The organism is Kitasatospora phosalacinea, assembly GCF_030268885.1.
GTDB classification, from domain to species: Bacteria; Actinomycetota; Actinomycetes; order Streptomycetales; family Streptomycetaceae; genus Kitasatospora; species Kitasatospora phosalacinea_C.
In genome coordinates this window covers 1-17,839 of sequence record NZ_BSSA01000019.1, presented here as the reverse complement: position 1 = coordinate 17,839, position 17,839 = coordinate 1, and the positions used below count along the sequence as shown (strand labels likewise).

Genomic DNA, 17,839 nt, shown 5'->3' with positions numbered 1-17,839 from the left:
GGGCCGGGGCGCGAACGCTTTTCCGGCCGGCCGGGGCTCAGGTGGTGGCCTGCTGCGCGGCCGCGGGTTTCGGCGGGCCGGGGACGGCGGCGAGGAGTTCGCGGGTGTACGGGTGGGCGGGGGCGGTGAGGACGGTGTCGACGTCGCCGGTCTCGACCAGGCGGCCGGAGCGCAGGACGCCGACGCGGTGGGCGATCTGGCGGACCACGGCGAGGTCGTGGGTGATGAACAGGTAGGCGACGCCGAGTTCGGCCTGCAGTTCGGCGAGCAGGTGCAGGATCTGGCCCTGCACGGTGACGTCGAGCGCGGAGACCGGCTCGTCGCAGACGACCAGGTCGGGGCGGAGCACCAGGGCGCGGGCGATGGCGACCCGCTGGCGCTGGCCGCCGGAGAGCTCGGCGGGGCGCCGGTGGGCGGTGTCGGCGGGCAGGGCGACCCGCTCCAGCATCTCGGCGACCAGCGCGGCCCGGGCGCGGCGCCCGGCGGCGCCGGGGCCGCCGGTGCGGAAGGCGCGCAGGGGTTCGCCGACGATCCGGGCGACGCTGTGCCGCGGGTCGAGGGAGGCGTACGGGCTCTGCTGGACGAGTTGGACCCGGCGGCGCAGCTCGCGCAGCGGGGTGCCGCGCAGGGTGGTGACCTCGCGTCCGTCGAAGTGGAGTTCGCCGCCGGTGGGGCGGGCGAGCCGGGCGACCAGCCGGGCGGTGGTGGACTTGCCGGAGCCGGACTCGCCGACCAGGGCGAAGGTCTCGCCGCGGCCGATCTCGAAGCCGACCCCGTCGACGGCGGGCGCGGGCGCGCCGGGGAAGGCGTGCACCAGGCCGCGGGCGGTCAGCAGCGGCACGGTCGGCACCGGCCGAGGTGGGGCGTACCGGCGGGGCGTCAGGCCGGGGGCGGCGGCGAGGAGTTCGCGGGTGTACGGGTGGGCGGGGCGTTCGAGCAGCTGCTCGGTGGGGCCGCTCTCCACGACGGTGCCGCCGGACATCACGACCAGCCGCCCGGCGCGTTCGGCGGCGCTGCCGAGGTCGTGGGTGACCAGCAGCAGGGCGGTGCCGGAGCGCCGGGTGAGCTCGCCGAGCTCGTCCAGGACGCGGCGCTGCACGAGGGCGTCCAGCGAGCTGGTGGGTTCGTCGGCGACGATCAGCCGCGGCCCGCCGGCCATCGCGATCGCGATCAGGACGCGCTGGCACAGGCCGCCGGAGAGCTCGTGCGGGTACTGCCGGGCGCGGCGCCCGGGGTCGGGCACCCCGGCCAGGTCGAGGAGTTCGACGGCGCGGGCGGGGGCCTGCTCGCGGTCGGCGAGCCCGTGCAGCAGCAGCACCTCGGCGACCTGGCGGCCGACCCGCTGGACGGGGTTGAGCGAGGTCAGCGGGTCCTGCGGGACGAGGGCGAGGTCCCGGCCGCGCCGGGCGCGCAGCTGCGGTTCGGGCAGCGCGGCGAGGTCGGTGCCGTCGAACAGGACCTGCCCGGACTCGCGGCGCCCCCCGGCGGGCAGCAGGCCGACCAGGGCGTGCGCGAGGGTCGACTTGCCGGAGCCGGAGCCGCCGACCAGGGCGACCACCTCGCCGGGCGCGACGTCCAGCGAGGCGTCCCGGACGGCGGTGACCGGCGGCCCGCCGCGGACGCGGTAGGACACCGTCAGCGCGCGGACGGACAGCAGGGCGGGCGGGTGCTCGGTCACGCTCTCTCCTCGTTCAAGGTCTCTCCGCGTCCGGCAGGGCGGCGGCGAGCCGGTTGACGGCCAGCACGGTCGCGGCGACGGTCAGCCCGGGCAGGGTGCTCAGCCACCAGGCGGAGGCGAACCAGTTCTGTCCGGCGGCCACCAGCGAGCCCCACTCGGGCGCGGGCGGCGCGGCGCCGTAGCCGAGGAAGCCCAGCGAGGAGACCGACAGCAGGCTGGTCGCGAACTGCAGGGCGGCGAAGCCGCGGACGGGCCCCCAGGCGTTCGGCAGGACGTGCCCGAGCAGGACGGCGGGCCACCGGGCCCCGGCCGCCCGGGCCGCCTCCACGTACGGAGCGGCCCGCACCCGCAGCACCTGGGCCCGCATGATCCGGGCGAACCCGGCCACCGAGGTCACGCCGACCGCGACCGCGGCCTTGACGGTGCCGAAGCCCAGCGCGGTGACCAGGGCCAGCGACAGCAGCAGCGAGGGGATCGCCAGCAGCACGTCGGTGGCGCGCATCAGCAGCTCGTCGACCCGGCCGCCGAGCGCCCCGGACAGCAGGCCCAGCGCGGTGCCCAGCACCAGGGCGATCGCGCAGGCGATCGCGGCGGCCTCCAGCGACAGCGCGGTGCCGTGCACGACCCGGGCGAACAGGTCGCGGCCCAGTTCGTCGGTGCCGAACGGGTGCCCGGAGCCGGGCGGCAGCAGCCGGTCGGCGGGGCGGGCGGCGAGCGGGTCGCGGTCGGTGAACAGGCCGGGGGCGACGGCCGCGACCAGCACCAGCAGCAGGTACCCGGCGGCCGTCAGGGCGCCCGCACCGGCGGAGCGCACCCGGACCGAGGTGGCGGTCAGCAGGCTCACGCGGTCACGCTCCGCGGGGCGGCGGTGCGGACGAGCAGGCGCGGGTCGACCAGCGGCTGGGCCAGGTCGACGGCCAGGTTGGCGAGGGCGAAGACCGCGGCCCCGAGCACCACCAGGCCCTGGACGACCGGGATGTCCTGGGTGGCGACGGCCGAGGCGGTGACCCGGCCCAGGCCGCCGCGGGAGAACACCGTCTCGGTGACCACCGAGCCCGCGAGCAGTTCGCCGACCAGCAGCCCGAGCAGGGCCAGCGGGGCGCCCGCCGCGTTGCGCAGGGCGTGCCCGAAGTACACCCGGGCCCGGGTGGCGCCCTTGGCCCGCGCGGTGGTGACGTACGGCTCGCCGAGGGCGGCCCGCAGGCTGCCGGTGAACACCCGGGCGAGCACCGCGCCGGCCGGCAGGGCCAGGGTGAGCGCGGGCAGCACCAGCGCGGCCGGTCCGGCCGCGCCGACGGACGGGAACAGGCCGAGCCGGAAGGAGACGAACTGGATCAGCATCAGGCCGGTCCAGAAGGTCGGCGCGGAGACCCCGAGGGCGGGCGCCGCGTCGAGCAGCCGGGCCAGCCGGCGGCTGCGGGTCCACGCCCCGGCGAGGGCCAGCGCGCCGCCGCCGAGCAGGGCCAGCAGCAGGGCCGCACCGGTGAGCTGGGCGGTCTGCGGGAGCGCGTCGGCGATCAGCGCGCCGACCCGTTCGCCGCTCTGCACCGAACTGCCGAAGTCGCCGTGCAGGGCGTGCAGCAGCCGGTCCAGGTACTGGGCGGGCACCGGCCGGTCGAAGCCGTACGCGTGCCGCAGCGCGGCGACCTGGGCGCCGTCCAGGGCGGCCGATCCGCCGCCGCCGAGCACCATGGTCGCGACCGGGTCGCCGGGCAGCAGGAACAGCAGCACGAAGGAGGCGGTGAAGGCCGCCCACAGGACGAAGGCGGTGTGCGCCAGGCGGCGCAGCAGGTAGCGGGTCATGGCGGGGTCAGGCCGCCTCGGAGAGCGAGCCGAGGGCGCGCGAGGCGGCGTGCGCGACCAGCCGGACGTGCCGGCCGGCCTCCTCCACGCAGAGCCGGTTCGCGGGCCAGCTGGTCGACACCGCACCGACCAGCACCCGGCCCGGCCCCCACACGGGCGCGGCCAGGCAGTGCACCTCGGGGCGGAACTCCCCGTGGTCCAGGGCGATCCCGCGGGTGCGGACGGTCGCCAGCTCGCGGGCCAGGGCCGTCGTGCGGGTCAGGGTGCGGGCGGTGAAGGGTGCCAACTCGTGCGCCCGGACGCCGCCTTGCGCCGGAGCCGGAGCCGACGTGGACGCGTGCGCCGACTCGTCGGTGAAGGCCAGCAGCACCTTGCCCAGCGCGGTGGCGTGCGCGGGCAGCACCCGGCCGACCCGGACCGGCAGCGGGGCGCTGCGGTGCCCGTGCAGCCGCTCCAGGCAGAGCACGCCCTGGTCGCGCAGGACCCCGAAGTGCACCGCCTCGTCGGTCAGCCGGTGCAGGTCCAGCAGGTAGGGGAGCATCCGTTCGCGCAGTTCGGTGGTGCGCACGCACGGCGTCTCCTTGACCAGGTCGGGTATGTGGTCGCCGAGGCGGTAGCCGGTCGGGTGGCGCCCGGCCAGGCCGAGGCCGGTCAGGATGCCGAGGATGCGGTGGACGGTGGTCTTGGGCAGTCCGGTGCGCCGGGCGATCTCGGCGAGCCCGATCGAGTTGCCGTCGCCGGGCAGGGTGTCCAGGACCAGGACGGACTTGGCCACGGCGCCGTGCGGCTCCGGGCCGAGCCCCTCGGCGGTGGCCGCCGCGCGGACCGCGGACTTCACCGTGGCGTTCATGGTTCACACTCCGTGTCGGTAGCGGGTCGGGCCAGGTCACCACGCCGGGCGCGGGCGGGCGGCGGTTCAATGAACTGTTCACATCGCTGATATGTTCGAACTGCGGTGCGTAGCAATCCAGTTGTGTACTTCTGGGGTGCAGGGTGCGGGCGGTGTGCCCGTTCCGGGAGGTTCAGGAGAGCCAGGCGTCGTGGAACTGCGGCCGGGAGGCGGCGTCGAAGCTCACGCCGTGGACGCGCGGGGCCAGCCCGATCACGCCGGTCGCCTCGTACAGCGGGATCGCGTAGCCGTCGTCGACCAGCTGCTGCTGGGCCTTGCCGACCTGCTGCGCCCGCGCCGCCGGATCCGCCTCGGTGGCCTGGGAGTTGAGCAGGTCCTGCAGCGGACCGGCGGGCAGCCGGACCACGTTGAGGCCCTGCGGGTTGTAGTAGGTGCGCAGGATGTCCGGGTCGGCGTTGGAGCCCTGGCCGTCGATCAGGTCGTAGTCCCCGGCCTTGAAGGTCGCTATCGCCTGCGCGATCGCGATCGGCCGCAGGGTCAACTCCACGCCGACGGACTTCAGTTGCTGCTGGGCCAGCTCCAGGCTGGTCTGCACCGGCCCGGCCCCGCCGAACCAGACGGCGACCAGCGACAGCCGGGTTCCGTCCTTGGTGCGGACGCCGTCGGGGCCCTTCGTCCAGCCCGCGCCGTCCAGCAGCCGGGCGGCGCCCGCGGGGTCGGCGGCCAGCTTCGGCCCCAGGTCGGTGTAGCCGGGGGTGGTCGAGGCCAGGACGCTGGTGGCGGCCTTGCTGCCGTCGCCCAGCACGGTGTCGACGATCTGCTGCCGGTCCAGGGCCAGCCGCAGCGCCGTGCGCACCGCCGGGTCGGCGGTCGCGGGCCGCGAGACGTTGACGTTCAGGCTGTACACCAGGCCGGGCACCGCCCGGGTGAGCAGCTGGTAGCCCGCGGCGCGCAGCGGCTGCCGGTCCTGCGGGCCGACCGCGCCGATCGCGTCGAACTGGCCGGAGCGCAGGCCGCCGGAGCGCACCCCGTCCTGCGGCACCACCTTGAACACCAGCGAGGACAGGTACGCCGGGCCCTGGTGCGCGGCGTTGGCGGCGGCCCAGGCGTAGTCCTTGCGCGGCACCTCCACCACCTGCTGGTTGCGGGTGAAGCGCTCCAGGGTGAACGGGCCGGAGCCGATCACGCCCTCGCTGCACCGGTCGGCGGCCGGCTTCGCCAGCGTCGCGGTCGCGACCAGGCCCAGGCTGGGGGAGGAAGTCCCTTCCAGGAACTTGGCGTTGGGCTGGTCGAAGTCGATCCGCACGGTCTGCGGGTCGACCACGGTGGTGCCCCGGTACCCGGCCAGGTAGCTGGTGGCCTGGACGGCGTGCGCGCCCAGCTTGGCGACGTTGTCGAAGTTGCCCTTCACCACCTGCGCGTCCAGCGGCGTCCCGTCGCTGAAGGTCACCCCGGTGCGCAGGTGGAAGGTGAAGCTGCGGGCCCCCTCGCCGACCTCCCAGGAGCTCGCCAGCCACGGGACCTGCTTGCCGCTGTCCGGGTCGTGGGCGGTGAGCGAGTCCACCAGCCCGCGGGCCGCGGCGAGTTCGTCGCCGTTCCCGGCCTGCTGCGGGTCCGCGCACAGCACGTCGGTGCCGACCGCGTAGGTCAGCGTGCCGCCGCTGCGGGGGGTTCCGGCGGCCCCCGCCCCGCCGCCGCCACCGGCGGCCGGCGAGCCGCACGCGGCCAGGGCCAGCACGCCGACGGACAGCACGGCGGGGAGGGCGCGCCGGCAGGCGCCGGGCACGGTTCTGCTTCTCATGAGGGTCGAGCCGTTCTCTGGGGTGCGGATGCACGGGTACGGATGCACGGGTACGAGGAGGTGCGGGTGCGGTGCGGGTGCGGGTGCGGGTGCGTGGGTGTGCGGGTGCGGTCCGGTGCCGGGCGCCCCGCCCGGGTGGGGCGGGCCGCCCGGCACCGCGCTAGTGGCTGCGGTGGACGGCGAACCGGCCGATCGCGGCCAGCGCGTTCGCGGCGCCGCTCTCCACGGCGGTGCCGGTGATGATCCGGGTGGCCTGCTCCAGGTGCCGGGCGGCGGCCTCGGCGGCGAAGGAGCGGCCGCCCGCGGCGGCGATCAGCTCGGCCGCGTCCCGCAGGTCCTGCTCGTCGCTGACGCCGGGCCCCTCGCCGCTGCCGAGCAGGGCGGCCAGCAGCCGGGCCGCGGGGGCGGCGGAGCCGAGCGCGGCGATCACCGGAAGGGTCTTCTTGCCCTGCCGGAGGTCGTTGAAGACGGGCTTGCCGGTGACGTCCGGGTCGCCCCAGATGCCGAGCAGGTCGTCGGACGCCTGGAAGGCGCGCCCCAAGTGGCGCCCCACCAGGGTGAGTTCGGCGACCTGTGCGGCGTCGGCGCCGCCCAGCAGGGCGCCGAGCCCGGAGGCGCAGCCCAGCAGGGAGGCGGTCTTGCGGTCGGCCATGGCGTTGTACTCGGCGACGGTCACCGCCCGCTGCCCGGTCCACGGCCGGTCCTCGAAGGAGATGTCCTCGGCCTGCCCGGCGACGAGTTCGACCAGCGAGGAGGAGAGGAAGGTGAGCGCCGCGGCGCCGATCCGGCCGCTGGTGGCCCGGGCCAGCGAGTCCAGCGCCAGCGCCAGCAGCGCGTCGCCGACCAGCACGGCCGGGCCGACCCCGTACGCCTTCCACACCGAGGGCCGGTGCCGCCGCTGCTCGTCGCCGTCCATGATGTCGTCGTGCACCAGCGAGAAGACGTGCACCAGTTCGACCGCGACGGCGGCGGGCACCGCGCTCCGCGGCGGCGCGCCGACGGCCTGCGCGGCGAGCAGGGCCAGCGCCGGGCGCAGCGCCTTGCCGCCGGCCTGCTGCGGGAGGCCCTCGACGCTGCGCCAGCCGAGGGTGTACTCGACGGCCCGGCCGATGTCCGGGGGAAGCCCGGAGACGGCCTCGCGCAGCGCGGGGGCCACCAGGTCGCGGCAGAGCTCCAGGGTCCGCAGGACGTCGGCGCCGTCCAGCGGCAGCAGGTCGAGGGCGTCGGGGCGGGCGGTGGGTTCGATCCGGATGTCGTTCACCGGGCCACCGCCCCGGCGAGGGCGTCGGTGCGGGCGGCGGCGCCGCGCGGCTCGGGGAGCATCGGCAGCGGGCCGGTGCCCAGCGAGGCCCGGGGCACCGCCGTCCCGGCCCGGGCGCCGGGCACCGCGCGCAGCCGCCAGCGGGAGGCGATGCCGGCCAGCGTGATGGTGGTCTCGGCCAAGCCGAGGCTGTCCCCGATGCACTTGCGGCTGCCGCCGCCGAACGGCAGGTTGACGTTGCGCGGCAGTTCGGCGGCGCGCTCGGGCAGCCAGCGGTCCGGGTCGAAGCGCTCCGGGTCCCGGTAGACCGAGCGGTTGTGCCCCAGCGCGTACGGGCTGTACATCACGATCGAGCCCTTGGCGAGCGGACGTCCGGCGAGTTCGGTGTCGCGGGTGACGGTGCGGGTGAGCAGCCAGGCGGGCGGGTAGAGCCGGAGCGTCTCGGTCAGCACCCGGCCGGTGTACGGCAGGCTGTGCAGGTCGGCGAAGCCGGGGGTGCGGCCCTGCAGGACGGTGTCCAGTTCGGCGTGCAGCCTCTCCTCCACCTCGGGGTGGGTGGCGAGCAGGTGGAAGGCCCAGGCCATGGTGTTGCCGGTGGTCTCGGTGCCGCCGATCAGCAGGGTCATCACCTGGTCGTGGATCTCCTCGTCGCTGAGCCCGGCCCCGGTCTGCTCGTCGCGCGCGTTGACCAGGATCGACATCAGGTCGCCGGAGTCCTCGGAGCCCTGGGCCCGGTACTTCTCCAGGGTCTCCCGGATCAGCGTCCGCATCCGGACCCGGACCTGTTCGAAGTCCCGGTTGTGCGCGGTCGGCAGCCGCTCCTGCAGGCCCAGCGGTGCGATCATCCGCTTGTAGACGCCCCGCATGATCACCGGCATGCAGTACGCGACCTCGTCGATCGCCCGCCGGTCCGCGGTGGTCGCGAACATCGTCCGCGCGGTGATCTTCAGCGTCAGGCCGTGCATCACCTCGCTGACGTCCAGCGCCTTCCCCGGCCGCCAGGACGCCAGCTCCTCCTCGATCTCCTCGCCCATCAGCGCGATGTACCCCGGCACCCGGGACGGGTGGAACGCGGGCTGCAGCAGCCGGCGCTGCCGCCGGTGCGGCTCCCACTCCGAACTCACCAGCCCGTTGCCCACCAGCAGCCGGGCCTTCTCGAACAGCGGGCCGCCCTTGTCGAAGGTCCGCGAATCGGTCAGCACCTGCTGCGCCAGCTCCTGACTGTGCGCCAGGTACGCCCGCTTCGGGCCCAGCCGCACCTCCACCAGGTCGGCGTCGCCCGGCAGTTCGGCCAGGAACCGCAGCGGACGCCGCCACAGCGGCAGCGCGTGCCCCAGCACCGGCACCGCCCTCCGGGCCGCCACCACCTTCCACTCGCCCCTGCCGTCCCGCCCCGCCGCAGCCCGGCCCGCGGGCCGCTCCGCCACCCGCTCCCCGCCACCGGCGGCGAGCCGCCGGACCGCGGCCGCCTCCGCCGCCGGGAGCCCCGCGGGTTCCTGCGGCCCCGCGGCCTCCGCGCGCTCCTCCGGCGCCGCGGGCTCCTCCGGCTCCTCCGGCGCCGCGGGCTCCTCCGCTCCTGCGGCCGCCTCCCCCGCCGCCGCGGTCGCCGGGTAGGGCTCGGGCCGGAAGCGGGTGACCGGCGCGTTCAGGTCGACCCAGCCGGAGGTGGTGCCGTCCCAGGCCGAGCCGTCGCCGAAGTAGCGCGGCGTCAGGTACTCGAACTCCTGGCTGCCGCCCATCAGGTGGTCCAGGCCGCGCAGGTAGCGCCGCACGTCCTCGCGCTCGCCCAGCGGTCCGGCGAGGAGTTCGTCGCGGGCGGCGATGTAGGCCCGCTCGTGCTCCTCGACCAGGGCGCAGAGCCGGTTCACGGCGTCCTGCAGGCCGAGGCCCTGGCCCTCGGTCAGGACGCGCACCACGGTCATCTTGTCGTCCTGGGCGTGCTCCTTCCGCCAGGACAGCAGGTCGTTGATGATGATCATCTGCCGTCGGCAGTGCAGGTGCACCTCGTCCAGCCGGGGGAGCAGCTCGCTCATGTCGGTCTCGGTGCCGTACTCGGTCATCAGCTCGATGAAGTCGCAGCCGAAGCTGTCCAACCGCACCGCCATGCAGGTCTCGTAGTCGGGCACGGCGTCGTCCACCTTGGCCTGGATCTCGGTGGCGCAGCCGCGCAGGAACGCCTCCAGGCTCGCCGCGAAGCGCTTGACCTGGTGCTTGCTGAGCCCCGGACTGATCCGCCGCCACAGGTCCTGCCCGGCCCGCCCGTACGGGAACTGCGGGTCCGGCTCCACGTCGCCCTCGAAGTCGCCGAGGATCCGGGCGAACACCTCGCGGGCGGCCCGCGCGCTGGAGCCCAGCGCGGTGCGGTCGGAGACGAAGCTGTCGATGACGGTGACGTACTGGTACCAGTCGGCGATGTCCAGGGCGCGCTGGTACGGGGCGTGCGGGACGGTCAGCGGCCCGTAGATCCCGTTGCGCTGGCGGAGGAAGAACAGCAGGGCGTCCTCGTCCGCGAAGGTGTCGGCGAGCAGTCGGCGGATCCAGCCGTTCGACGCGATCTCGATCTGCGCGGCCTGCGGATGGTAGGCGTAGGGGAGGAGGCGGGGGAGTTCCGGCAGGAAGAACTCGACGGTTTCCACACGGGAGTGCACCGGCATGCGAATCCAATCCTCGGGCAGGGGTGAGTCGCGGGAACGGCGACGAGGGCAGCACGGTCACGACGGGCGACCGGCGGCACCGGAGAAAGGGGGACGGCGACGGGGGAGGGCGGGACGGGGAGGGCGAAGCGGGAGACGTCCGGCGCGCGTGGTCAGCGCGGACAGCGGCGGCGCGGACAGCGGCGGCACGCGACAGCGCGCAGGGCCTTCACCGTCCGGGCACAGGGCTTCATGATGCGGGTCTTCCCCTCGGAGAGCGTTCCGTTGACCGGGATGCTACGAGGGCCGATTCGCCGTTGTACACCGACCGTTCCGCGGTGCGGAACGCCCGCCCGCGGCCCCGCCGCCCCGCCCCGGCGACCGCCGGGTGACACCCGGCCCACCGCTCCCCGAACGGCCGGGTTCGCCACGCCGCCGCGGCCGGACTATCCTCGGGCCCAGGTTGCGGGCAAGGGGCCCGGAAGGTGTCTGGGGGTTGGCATGGTTGCCGGTCGCGTGGTGCGGTTCGACGGTTCTCGGGGCTACGGGTTCATCGCCCCGGACCAGGGCGGGGAGGACGTCTTCCTGCACGTCAACGACCTGCTGATCCCCGAGTCCTACATCCGCACCGGCCTCGCCGTGGTCTTCGACATCGAGGAGGGCGACCGCGGCCCCAAGGCCTCCTCCGTCCAACTCGCCCCCGGCGCCGACCCCAAGGCCCCCGCCGCCCCCCTCGCCGAACGCATCGCCCGCCCGGTCGACGACGACGAGCAGCTCGCCTCCGACGACTACCTCGACGACGTCACCGAGGCCCTCCTGGAAGCCGCCCCGTCCCTGACCGGCACCCAGATCCTCCAGGTCCGCGCCGCCATGCTCCAACTCGCCAAGAGCCACGGCTGGATCGGCTGACCCACCCCGCACGCACCCCCGCCCCCGACCTCCCGCCCCGGCTCCCCGGGGCGGGACGCCGGGGGCGGTTCCACGTGCGGCGCCCCGCTCTCCGGCCCGCCCTCAGCCGCCGTCGCCGTCCCCGCGCCCTGCCGCCGTCCCCGCTGCCCGTGCCCGTCCGGGTTCCCCCGTCGGCGCGGTGAGGGTGGTGGCCAGCAGGGCGAGGGCGGCGGCGGACGGGGTGGCGGGGGCGGGGGTGTGGAGGAGGAGGCGGTGGGTGGTGCCGTCGGAGAGGGGGAGGCTCTCGAAGTCGAGCTCCAGCGGGCCGACCAGGGGGTGGTGGAAGGACTTGGTCCCGACGGTGCAGTCACGGACCGGGTGGCGGGCCCAGAGGGCGGCGAACTCGGTGCTCTGGATGGCGAGTTCGCCGACGAGCCGGGCCAGGCGGTGGTCCTCGGGGTGGCGGCCGACGGCGAGCCGGAGGGCGGCGACGGCGGTGCGGGCGTCCTCGTCCCAGCGGGTGTGGAGTTCGCGGGTGTGCGGGTCGAGGAAGAGCAGCCGGGTCAGGTTGGGGCGGTCGGCGGGCCGGTCGGGGGAGGTCGGGTCGAGGTGCCCGGCGAGCAGGGCGTGGCCGAGGGCGTTCCAGGCGAGGACGTCGTTGCCGCGGTCCAGGACGACGGCGGGCACCAGCGGCATCGCGTCGATCAGGTGCTTGGTGGCGGGCCGGACCTTCGCGGGCCGGAGCTGCGGCGCACGCCGGACGCGGGAGGGCCGGGCCAGGTCGTAGAGGTGGGCGCGCTCGTCGGGGGAGAGGCGCAGGGCGCGGGCGAGCGCGTCCAGGACACCGTCGGAGGCGTTGGCGCTGTGGCCCTGTTCGAGCCGGGTGTAGTAGGTGACGCTGACCCCGGCGAGCAGGGCGAGCTCCTCGCGGCGCAGCCCGGGCACCCGTCGGCGGCCGGGGTACGGGGTCAGCCCGGCGTCCTCGGGGCGCAGCCGGGCGCGGCGGTTGCGCAGGAACGCGCCGAGGTCGGTCGAGGTCTCCATGCCGTCCAGTGTGCCGGTGCGGGGCGCCTGCGCGGCCGGTGCAGGGTGTCCCTGCCGGTGCTACCTTCCGCAGGGGTCTGGGTGGGTCTCCCGGGCCGGTGCAGTCTCCTCCTCGTCACCGCGCAACCGCGCAGCAGCATCGAGAGGGAGGCCCGCCATGACGACGGAAACGGTACCCGGGGAGCTTCAACGCCCGTACTCGGCATCAGGACTGACGAAGCGTCAGCGCGTCGTCCTGCTGGTCCTGCTGGTCGCCCAGTTCATGCTGGCGGTGGACTTCTCGATCCTGAACGTGGCCCTCCCGGCGATCGGCCGGGGCCTGGGCCTCCCGCTGGGCGAACTGCAGTGGATCGGGACGGCGTTCGCGCTGGCCGCGGCCGGGTTTACCCTGCTGTTCGGGCGGGTCGCCGACCTGTTCGGGCGGCGCCGGCTGTTCCTGCTGGGCCTGGCGGTGCTCGGGGCGTCCTCGCTGGTGGGCGGTCTGGCGACCGGACCGGCGGTGCTGGTCGCGGCCCGGGTGGCGCAGGGCCTGGCCACGGCGGCGGTCACCCCGGCGGGCCTGTCGCTGCTGACCACCTCGTTCCCGGAGGGCCCGCTGCGCGACCGGGCGCTGGGCCTGAACGGGGCGCTGATGTCGGCCGGGTTCACCACCGGCGCGGTGCTCGGCGGGGTGCTCACCGACCTGCTGTCCTGGCGCTGGGCGTTCTTCGTGAACGTGCCGGTGGCGCTCGCGGTGCTGCTGGTCGCCCCGGGCGTGATCCGGGAGAGCCGTCCGGAGGCCCGCCCGGAGCTGGACGTGCCGGGCGCGCTCTCCGTCACGCTGGGCCTGCTGTCCCTGGTGTACGGCCTGACCCGGGCCGGTGCGGCGGGCTGGGGCGACGCGCTCGCGCTGGGCGGGCTCGCGCTGGGCGCCGCCCTGCTGCTGGTGTTCCTGGCGGTGGAGCGGCGGGCCGCGGCGCCGCTGGTGCCGGTGGCGGTCCTGCGGCGGCGCAGCGTGGTGTGGGGCAACGCGGCCGGGTTGATCGCCTTCCTGACCGAGACCTCGCTGGTGTTCCTGCTGACCCTCTACCTGCAGGAGGTGCTGGGCTTCTCCGCGCTGGCCGCGGGCCTGTCCTTCGGGGTCCTGGGCCTGGGCACCGTCCTGGGCGGCGCCACCGCGGCCCGTCTGATCGCCGCCACCGGCACCCGCACCGCCCTGGTGACCGGCGGCCTGGTGCAGGCCGCCGCCACGGCCGCGCTGCTGCTGCTGGGCCCGGGCCACTCCTCGCTGTGGCTGCTGCTCGCGGCGACCTTCGTCGGCGGCGTCGGCAACATGTACGTGATCGTCGGCTTCATGGTCACCGCCACCTCCGGCCTGCCCGACCGCGAGCAGGGCCTGGCCACCGGCCTGGCGACGATGACCCAGCAGATCGGCATCACCGTGGGCACCCCGGTGATGAGCGCGGTCGTCGCGGCCCGGGCGGGCGCCCACCCGTCCGCCGCGGCGGTCCTGGACGGCGTCACGCTCGCCGTGCTGGTGAACGCGGCCCTGGTGCTGGTCGGCGTCCTGAGCACCGGCTTCCTCCGCCGCCGCGCCTCCTGACCGGCGGCACCGCCCCACCCGTCCCCTCCCGCGGAGGAAGGGCGGGCGGGACGGTGCCGTGGGCGCGGGCTGGCATGATCGAGGGATGGTTGAACGAGTCATCGCCGCCTGCGACGGAGCGGCCAAGGGCAACCCGGGGCCCGCCGGGTGGGCCTACGTGGTCGCGGACGGGAACGGCGCGCCGCAGCGCTGGGAGTCCGGCGCACTGGGGCGCAACACCAACAACGTCGGGGAGCTGACGGCCCTGCAGCGCCTGCTGGAGGCCACCGACCCGGCGGCCCCGCTGGAGGTGCGCCTGGACAGCACCTACACCCGGGACGCGGTCACCAAGTGGCTGCACGGCTGGAAGCGCAACGGCTGGAGGACCGCGGCGGGCAAGCCCGTCGCCAACCAGGAGCTGATCCAGCGGATCGACGCGCTGCTGACCGGCCGCGACGTCGAGTTCGTCTACGTGCCCGCCCACCAGGTGGACGGCGACCGGCTGAACGCCATCGCCGACAAGGCCGCCAGCGACGCGGCCCGCACCCAGCAGTCCGCCGCGGGCACCGCCGCCGACCTGCCGGTGCCCGACCCGGTCACCGCCCCCGCCCCGCGCGCCCGCCGCTCCTCCCCGTCCTCCGCGTCCTCCGCCGCGTCCGGCGCCGGCGGTGGGGCGGCGAAGCGCGGTGCGACGGGCGGCGGCCGGACGCTGGCCGCGAAGTTCCCCGGCCGGTGCCCGTGCGGGCGCTCCTACGGCAAGGGCGAGACGATCACCAAGGTGGGCAGCGGCTGGGGCCACCCCGGCTGCGCGCCCGCCCACGTCTGACGGCACGCCCGACGGCCGCCGGGCCCCGGCTCCGGCGGCCGTCACCGCGCGGCGGGGAAGGCGGCCCGCAGCGCGGCCCCGCGGGTGAGGACGGCGACCCCGACCAGCGCGAGCGCGGACAGGCCCTGCAGGACGGCGTACCAGGCCGGGCACAGCCCGGGGACGAGGTCGACGCCGACCACGGCGACCGGGGCGACGGCCGAGAGGGTGCGCAGCCGGTCGAACGCCTTGGCGTCGCCCGCCCGGACGCGCCCGAGGTAGCGGTGCAGCAGGAAGGTCGCCAGGAACAGGACCGCGCCGCGCACCCACATGAACGCGGTGGTCGGGTGCCCGGTGGCGGCCGTCACGGCGACGGTGGCCAGGACGATCCCGCCGACCGCCCCGAACAGCGTGATGCAGGTCCGGACGGTGTCGAGCGCCTCCCCGGCGCGGCGGTCGGTGAAGGTGTCGTCGGCGGTGGCGGCGGTGGCGGCGGTGGCGGCGTTGGCGTCGGTGGCGTTCACGGTCTCGGGCTCCCCGGGTCTCGCGGTGTCGTGGTGCCTTCGACGCTACGGAGCGCGCGGCCGCCCCGACATGGGCCTGCCCGTACGACCGGGTGGGCCTGGACCCACCGTCCACGGGGTTTGTCCGGGCCGCCGCCGGTGTGTCACATTGCCACGGAGCGCGTGCTCCCGAACCCGTACCGTCACCCGAGCGAAACTGAGCGAGAAGGGCCCCATGACCACCGAGACGCTGGAGTTCCAGGCCGAGGCGCGGCAGTTGCTGCAGCTGATGGTCCACTCGATCTACTCGAACAAGGACGTCTTCCTGCGCGAGCTGATCTCCAACGCGTCGGACGCCCTGGACAAGCGGCGCCTGGCCGGACTGACCGACGAGCGGCTGCGCGCCGACGACCTGCACATCGCCCTCGCCGTCGACCCGGACGCCCGCACCCTGACCGTCCGCGACAACGGCATCGGCATGAGCCGTGACGAGGTCGTCGGCCTGATCGGCACCATCGCCCGCTCCGGCACCGCCGAGACGCTGCGCCGCCTGCGCGAGAGCAAGGAACCCGCCGAGCTGATCGGCCAGTTCGGCGTCGGCTTCTACTCCACCTTCATGGTCGCGGACCGGGTCACCCTGCTGACCCGCAAGGCCGGCGAGCCCACCGGCACCCGCTGGGAGTCGGCCGGCGAGGGCACCTACACCGTCGAGGAGGTCGCGGACGCGCCCGAGGGCACCTCGGTCACCGTCCACCTGCGCCCCGAGGACGGCGAGGACGGCCTGCACGACTACACCGACCTGGCGACCGTCCGGCGGATCGTCAAGCGCTACTCCGACTTCATCGCCTTCCCGATCCGCGCCACCGCGGCGGCGGGCGCCGAGGAGCAGACCCTCAACTCGATGAAGGCGCTGTGGGCCCGCCCGCGCGCCGAGGTCGCCGAGGAGGAGTACCACGAGTTCTACCGGCACGTCTCGCACGACTGGACCGACCCGCTGGAGACCATCAGCCTGCGGGCCGAGGGCACCTTCGAGTACGAGGCGCTGCTGTTCATCCCGGCCCGCCGCCCGCACGACCTGTTCCAGCGCGACGGCCGGCACGGCGTCCAGCTGTACGTGAAGCGGGTGTTCATCCTGGAGGACAGCCGCGAGCTGCTCCCCGACCACCTGCGCTTCGTCAAGGGCGTGGTCGACGCCGCCGACCTGTCGCTGAACATCTCCCGCGAGATCCTCCAGCAGGACCGGCACATCCAGCTGATCCGCCGCCGCCTCGCCAAGAAGGTGATGGCCACGATCAAGGAGATGATGACCGGCGACGCGGAGAAGTACCGCACCTTCTGGCGCGAGTTCGGCCCCGCCGTCAAGGAGGGCCTGCTCGACCCGGCCGAGGACCGCAAGGCCATCCTCGACGTCGCCTCCTTCGCCAGCACCGCGGGCGAGGAGCCGACCTCGCTGGCCGACTACCTGGCCCGGATGAAGGAGGGCCAGGACAAGATCTACTACATGACCGGCGAGAGCCGCGCCCAGGTCGAGAACTCCCCGCACCTGGAGGCGTTCCGGGCCCAGGGCTACGAGGTCCTGCTGCTCACCGACCCGGTGGACGAGATCTGGGTCGAGGGCGTCCCCGCGTACGAGGGCAAGGAGTTCAGCTCGGTGGCCCGCGGCGCCGTCGACCTGCCCGCCGAGGAGGTCTCCGAGGAGCGCACCGGCTCGTACGCGCCGCTGCTGGGCTGGCTCAAGGAGACGCTCGCCGAGGTCAAGGACGTCCGCCTGACCAGCCGCCTCACCAACTCGCCCGCCTGCCTGGTCAGCGACGCCGACGGCCTCACCCCGACCCTGGAGAAGATGTACCGGGCGATGGGCCAGGACGTCCCGCCCGCCCGGCGGATCCTGGAGCTCAACCCCGAGCACCCGCTGGTCGGCGCCCTGCGCACCGCCCACGAGGAGCGCGCCGACGACCCGGCCCTCACCGAGACCGCCGAACTCCTCTACGGCACCGCCCTGTTGGCCGAGGGCGGCGACCTCGCCGACCCGGCCCGCTTCGCCAAGCTGCTGGCCGACCGGCTGGCCCGGACGGTCTGACGCCACTCCGGCCGCGGCCCCGCCCCTCGCTCCCGGGGCGTGGCCGCGGCCTCTGCACGCCCGGGCGCGGTGACTCAACGTGACTGTGCTGCGGTGAATTCTGACCCGCTTTGACAACGTTGTCCAGTGGTTCGCGATCGCGGTCCGGTAACGAGACTCATCCGTCATCTAGTTAAGTAAAGTTTTAGTTGATCGGTGCTTTGTCGCCGTAGATCCGCTGTATTTCAGTGTTGACCGGTCTATGGACAGGGCTGCGATGTGACGTCTACGTTAAGCGTCCAACAGCCCCGGGGGTGGTCCGGGGTCGATGAGGAACAGCGTGAAGGATGAGCGAGATGCGCAGAGGATGGCTGGCCGTCGGGGCCGCTTCCATGGTGGTGCTCACTGCCTGTAGCAGCAGTGGTGGTGGCGGGGTGTCCGCTGCGCCGTCGGTGAACTCCGACCCGGCGAAGGTCACGGGCTCGATCACCGTGCTGACCAACCGCACCGACCAGGTGGGCGACGGCACGCTCGACAAGTACGCCGCGGAGTTCAACAAGGTCTACCCGAACGTCAAGGTGAAGTTCGAGGCCATGAAGGACTACGAGGGCGAAGTCAAGATCCGCATGAACACCGAGAACTACGGTGACGTGCTGCCGATCCCCTCCGACCTGTCCATCGCCCAGCTGCCCACCTTCTTCTCCTCGCTGGGCAGTGCGGACGAGCTGTCGAAGACCTACCAGTGGACCGACTACGGCACCGTCGGCGGGAAGGTCTACGGCATCGCGAACTTCGGCACCGTGACCGGCTTCGTCTACAACAAGAGGGTGTGGGCGGACGCGGGGGTGACGGCCTGGCCGAAGACCCCCGAGGAGTTCCTCGCCGACCTGAAGGCCGTCAAGGCCAAGGGCCAGGCCGTCCCCTACTACACCAACTACCACGACGGCTGGCCG

At 74.7% G+C, this 17,839-nt stretch carries 14 protein-coding genes; 5 read left to right on the top strand and 9 right to left on the bottom strand.

All coding sequences use genetic code 11. The features are described 5' to 3' along the window. Window positions 1-37: 37 nt before the first annotated feature. The 7 genes from QSK52_RS24705 to QSK52_RS24675 all read right to left on the bottom strand — a co-directional run bounded on the left by QSK52_RS24705 (window position 38) and on the right by QSK52_RS24675 (window position 10,047). The gene (locus QSK52_RS24705) at window positions 38-1,678 is read right to left on the bottom strand and encodes a dipeptide ABC transporter ATP-binding protein (RefSeq protein WP_285738331.1); all 1,641 of its coding nucleotides are present in this window, start codon (window positions 1,676-1,678) and stop codon (window positions 38-40) included. Between the two features lie 13 nt (window positions 1,679-1,691). After that, window positions 1,692-2,522, bottom strand: a complete 831-nt coding sequence (locus QSK52_RS24700) for an ABC transporter permease (protein ID WP_435053350.1) — start codon at window positions 2,520-2,522, stop codon at window positions 1,692-1,694. Beyond that, window positions 2,519-3,481, bottom strand: a complete 963-nt coding sequence (locus QSK52_RS24695) for an ABC transporter permease (protein WP_285738330.1) — start codon at window positions 3,479-3,481, stop codon at window positions 2,519-2,521. Before QSK52_RS24695 ends, QSK52_RS24700 begins: the two co-directional genes overlap by 4 nt. A gap of 7 nt (window positions 3,482-3,488) precedes the next feature. Next, window positions 3,489-4,331 (bottom strand): IclR family transcriptional regulator, encoded by an 843-nt coding sequence (locus tag QSK52_RS24690; protein ID WP_285738329.1) that lies wholly within the window; start codon window positions 4,329-4,331, stop codon window positions 3,489-3,491. A 172-nt stretch (window positions 4,332-4,503) separates the two neighbouring features. Next, complete coding sequence (locus QSK52_RS24685; RefSeq protein WP_285738328.1) at window positions 4,504-6,132, bottom strand: ABC transporter substrate-binding protein; 1,629 nt, start codon at window positions 6,130-6,132, stop codon at window positions 4,504-4,506. A 160-nt stretch (window positions 6,133-6,292) separates the two neighbouring features. Next, window positions 6,293-7,393, bottom strand: a complete 1,101-nt coding sequence (locus QSK52_RS24680) for a polyprenyl synthetase family protein (RefSeq protein WP_435053349.1) — start codon at window positions 7,391-7,393, stop codon at window positions 6,293-6,295. Next, entirely contained in the window at window positions 7,390-10,047 is a 2,658-nt protein-coding gene (locus tag QSK52_RS24675) for a cytochrome P450 (RefSeq protein WP_285738327.1), read from the bottom strand. The genes QSK52_RS24680 and QSK52_RS24675 overlap by 4 nt, the downstream gene beginning before the upstream one ends. A gap of 480 nt (window positions 10,048-10,527) precedes the next feature. Here QSK52_RS24675 and QSK52_RS24670 point away from each other — a divergent pair, with 480 nt between their 5' ends. After that, the gene (locus QSK52_RS24670) at window positions 10,528-10,935 is read left to right on the top strand and encodes a cold-shock protein (protein ID WP_285738326.1); all 408 of its coding nucleotides are present in this window, start codon (window positions 10,528-10,530) and stop codon (window positions 10,933-10,935) included. A gap of 102 nt (window positions 10,936-11,037) precedes the next feature. On the opposite strand, the gene QSK52_RS24665 is transcribed toward QSK52_RS24670, so the two are convergent. After that, complete coding sequence (locus QSK52_RS24665) at window positions 11,038-11,958, bottom strand: helix-turn-helix domain-containing protein (RefSeq protein ID WP_285738325.1); 921 nt, start codon at window positions 11,956-11,958, stop codon at window positions 11,038-11,040. A 157-nt stretch (window positions 11,959-12,115) separates the two neighbouring features. On the opposite strand from QSK52_RS24665, the gene QSK52_RS24660 reads away from it, so the two are divergent. Together QSK52_RS24660 and QSK52_RS24655 are read left to right on the top strand one after the other, a co-directional pair. Then, a complete protein-coding gene (locus QSK52_RS24660) occupies window positions 12,116-13,540 on the top strand; it encodes an MFS transporter (RefSeq protein WP_285738324.1) in 1,425 nt (474 codons plus the stop codon). An 85-nt stretch (window positions 13,541-13,625) separates the two neighbouring features. Further along, window positions 13,626-14,345: a ribonuclease H family protein gene (locus tag QSK52_RS24655; protein ID WP_285738323.1), complete on the top strand. Its 720-nt coding sequence runs from the start codon at window positions 13,626-13,628 to the stop codon at window positions 14,343-14,345. 41 nt (window positions 14,346-14,386) lie between these two features. Here the strand turns inward: QSK52_RS24655 and QSK52_RS24650 are convergent, their stop codons facing one another. Beyond that, complete coding sequence (locus tag QSK52_RS24650) at window positions 14,387-14,848, bottom strand: hypothetical protein (protein ID WP_285738322.1); 462 nt, start codon at window positions 14,846-14,848, stop codon at window positions 14,387-14,389. 214 nt (window positions 14,849-15,062) lie between these two features. On the opposite strand from QSK52_RS24650, the gene htpG reads away from it, so the two are divergent. Beyond that, window positions 15,063-16,907 carry a molecular chaperone HtpG gene (htpG, locus tag QSK52_RS24645; RefSeq protein ID WP_285738321.1) on the top strand — a complete coding sequence of 615 codons (1,845 nt, stop codon included), beginning with the start codon at window positions 15,063-15,065 and terminating at the stop codon, window positions 16,905-16,907. Window positions 16,908-17,242: 335 nt separating this feature from the next. Next, window positions 17,243-17,839: ABC transporter substrate-binding protein (locus QSK52_RS24640; RefSeq protein WP_285738320.1), on the top strand; the 597-nt coding region annotated here is incomplete at its 3' end.

Bases quoted from the DNA above. Each gene is read 5' to 3' on its own strand.
- QSK52_RS24695 (WP_285738330.1), bottom strand. From the start codon at position 3,481: ATGACCCGCTACCTGCTGCGCCGCCTGGCGCACACCGCCTTCGTCCTG.
- QSK52_RS24690 (WP_285738329.1), bottom strand. From the start codon at position 4,331: ATGAACGCCACGGTGAAGTCCGCGGTCCGCGCGGCGGCCACCGCCGAG.
- QSK52_RS24685 (WP_285738328.1), bottom strand. From the start codon at position 6,132: ATGAGAAGCAGAACCGTGCCCGGCGCCTGCCGGCGCGCCCTCCCCGCC.
- QSK52_RS24675 (WP_285738327.1), bottom strand. From the start codon at position 10,047: ATGCCGGTGCACTCCCGTGTGGAAACCGTCGAGTTCTTCCTGCCGGAA.
- QSK52_RS24670 (WP_285738326.1), top strand. From the start codon at position 10,528: ATGGTTGCCGGTCGCGTGGTGCGGTTCGACGGTTCTCGGGGCTACGGG.
- QSK52_RS24665 (WP_285738325.1), bottom strand. From the start codon at position 11,958: ATGGAGACCTCGACCGACCTCGGCGCGTTCCTGCGCAACCGCCGCGCC.
- QSK52_RS24660 (WP_285738324.1), top strand. From the start codon at position 12,116: ATGACGACGGAAACGGTACCCGGGGAGCTTCAACGCCCGTACTCGGCA.
- QSK52_RS24655 (WP_285738323.1), top strand. From the start codon at position 13,626: ATGGTTGAACGAGTCATCGCCGCCTGCGACGGAGCGGCCAAGGGCAAC.
- htpG (WP_285738321.1), top strand. From the start codon at position 15,063: ATGACCACCGAGACGCTGGAGTTCCAGGCCGAGGCGCGGCAGTTGCTG.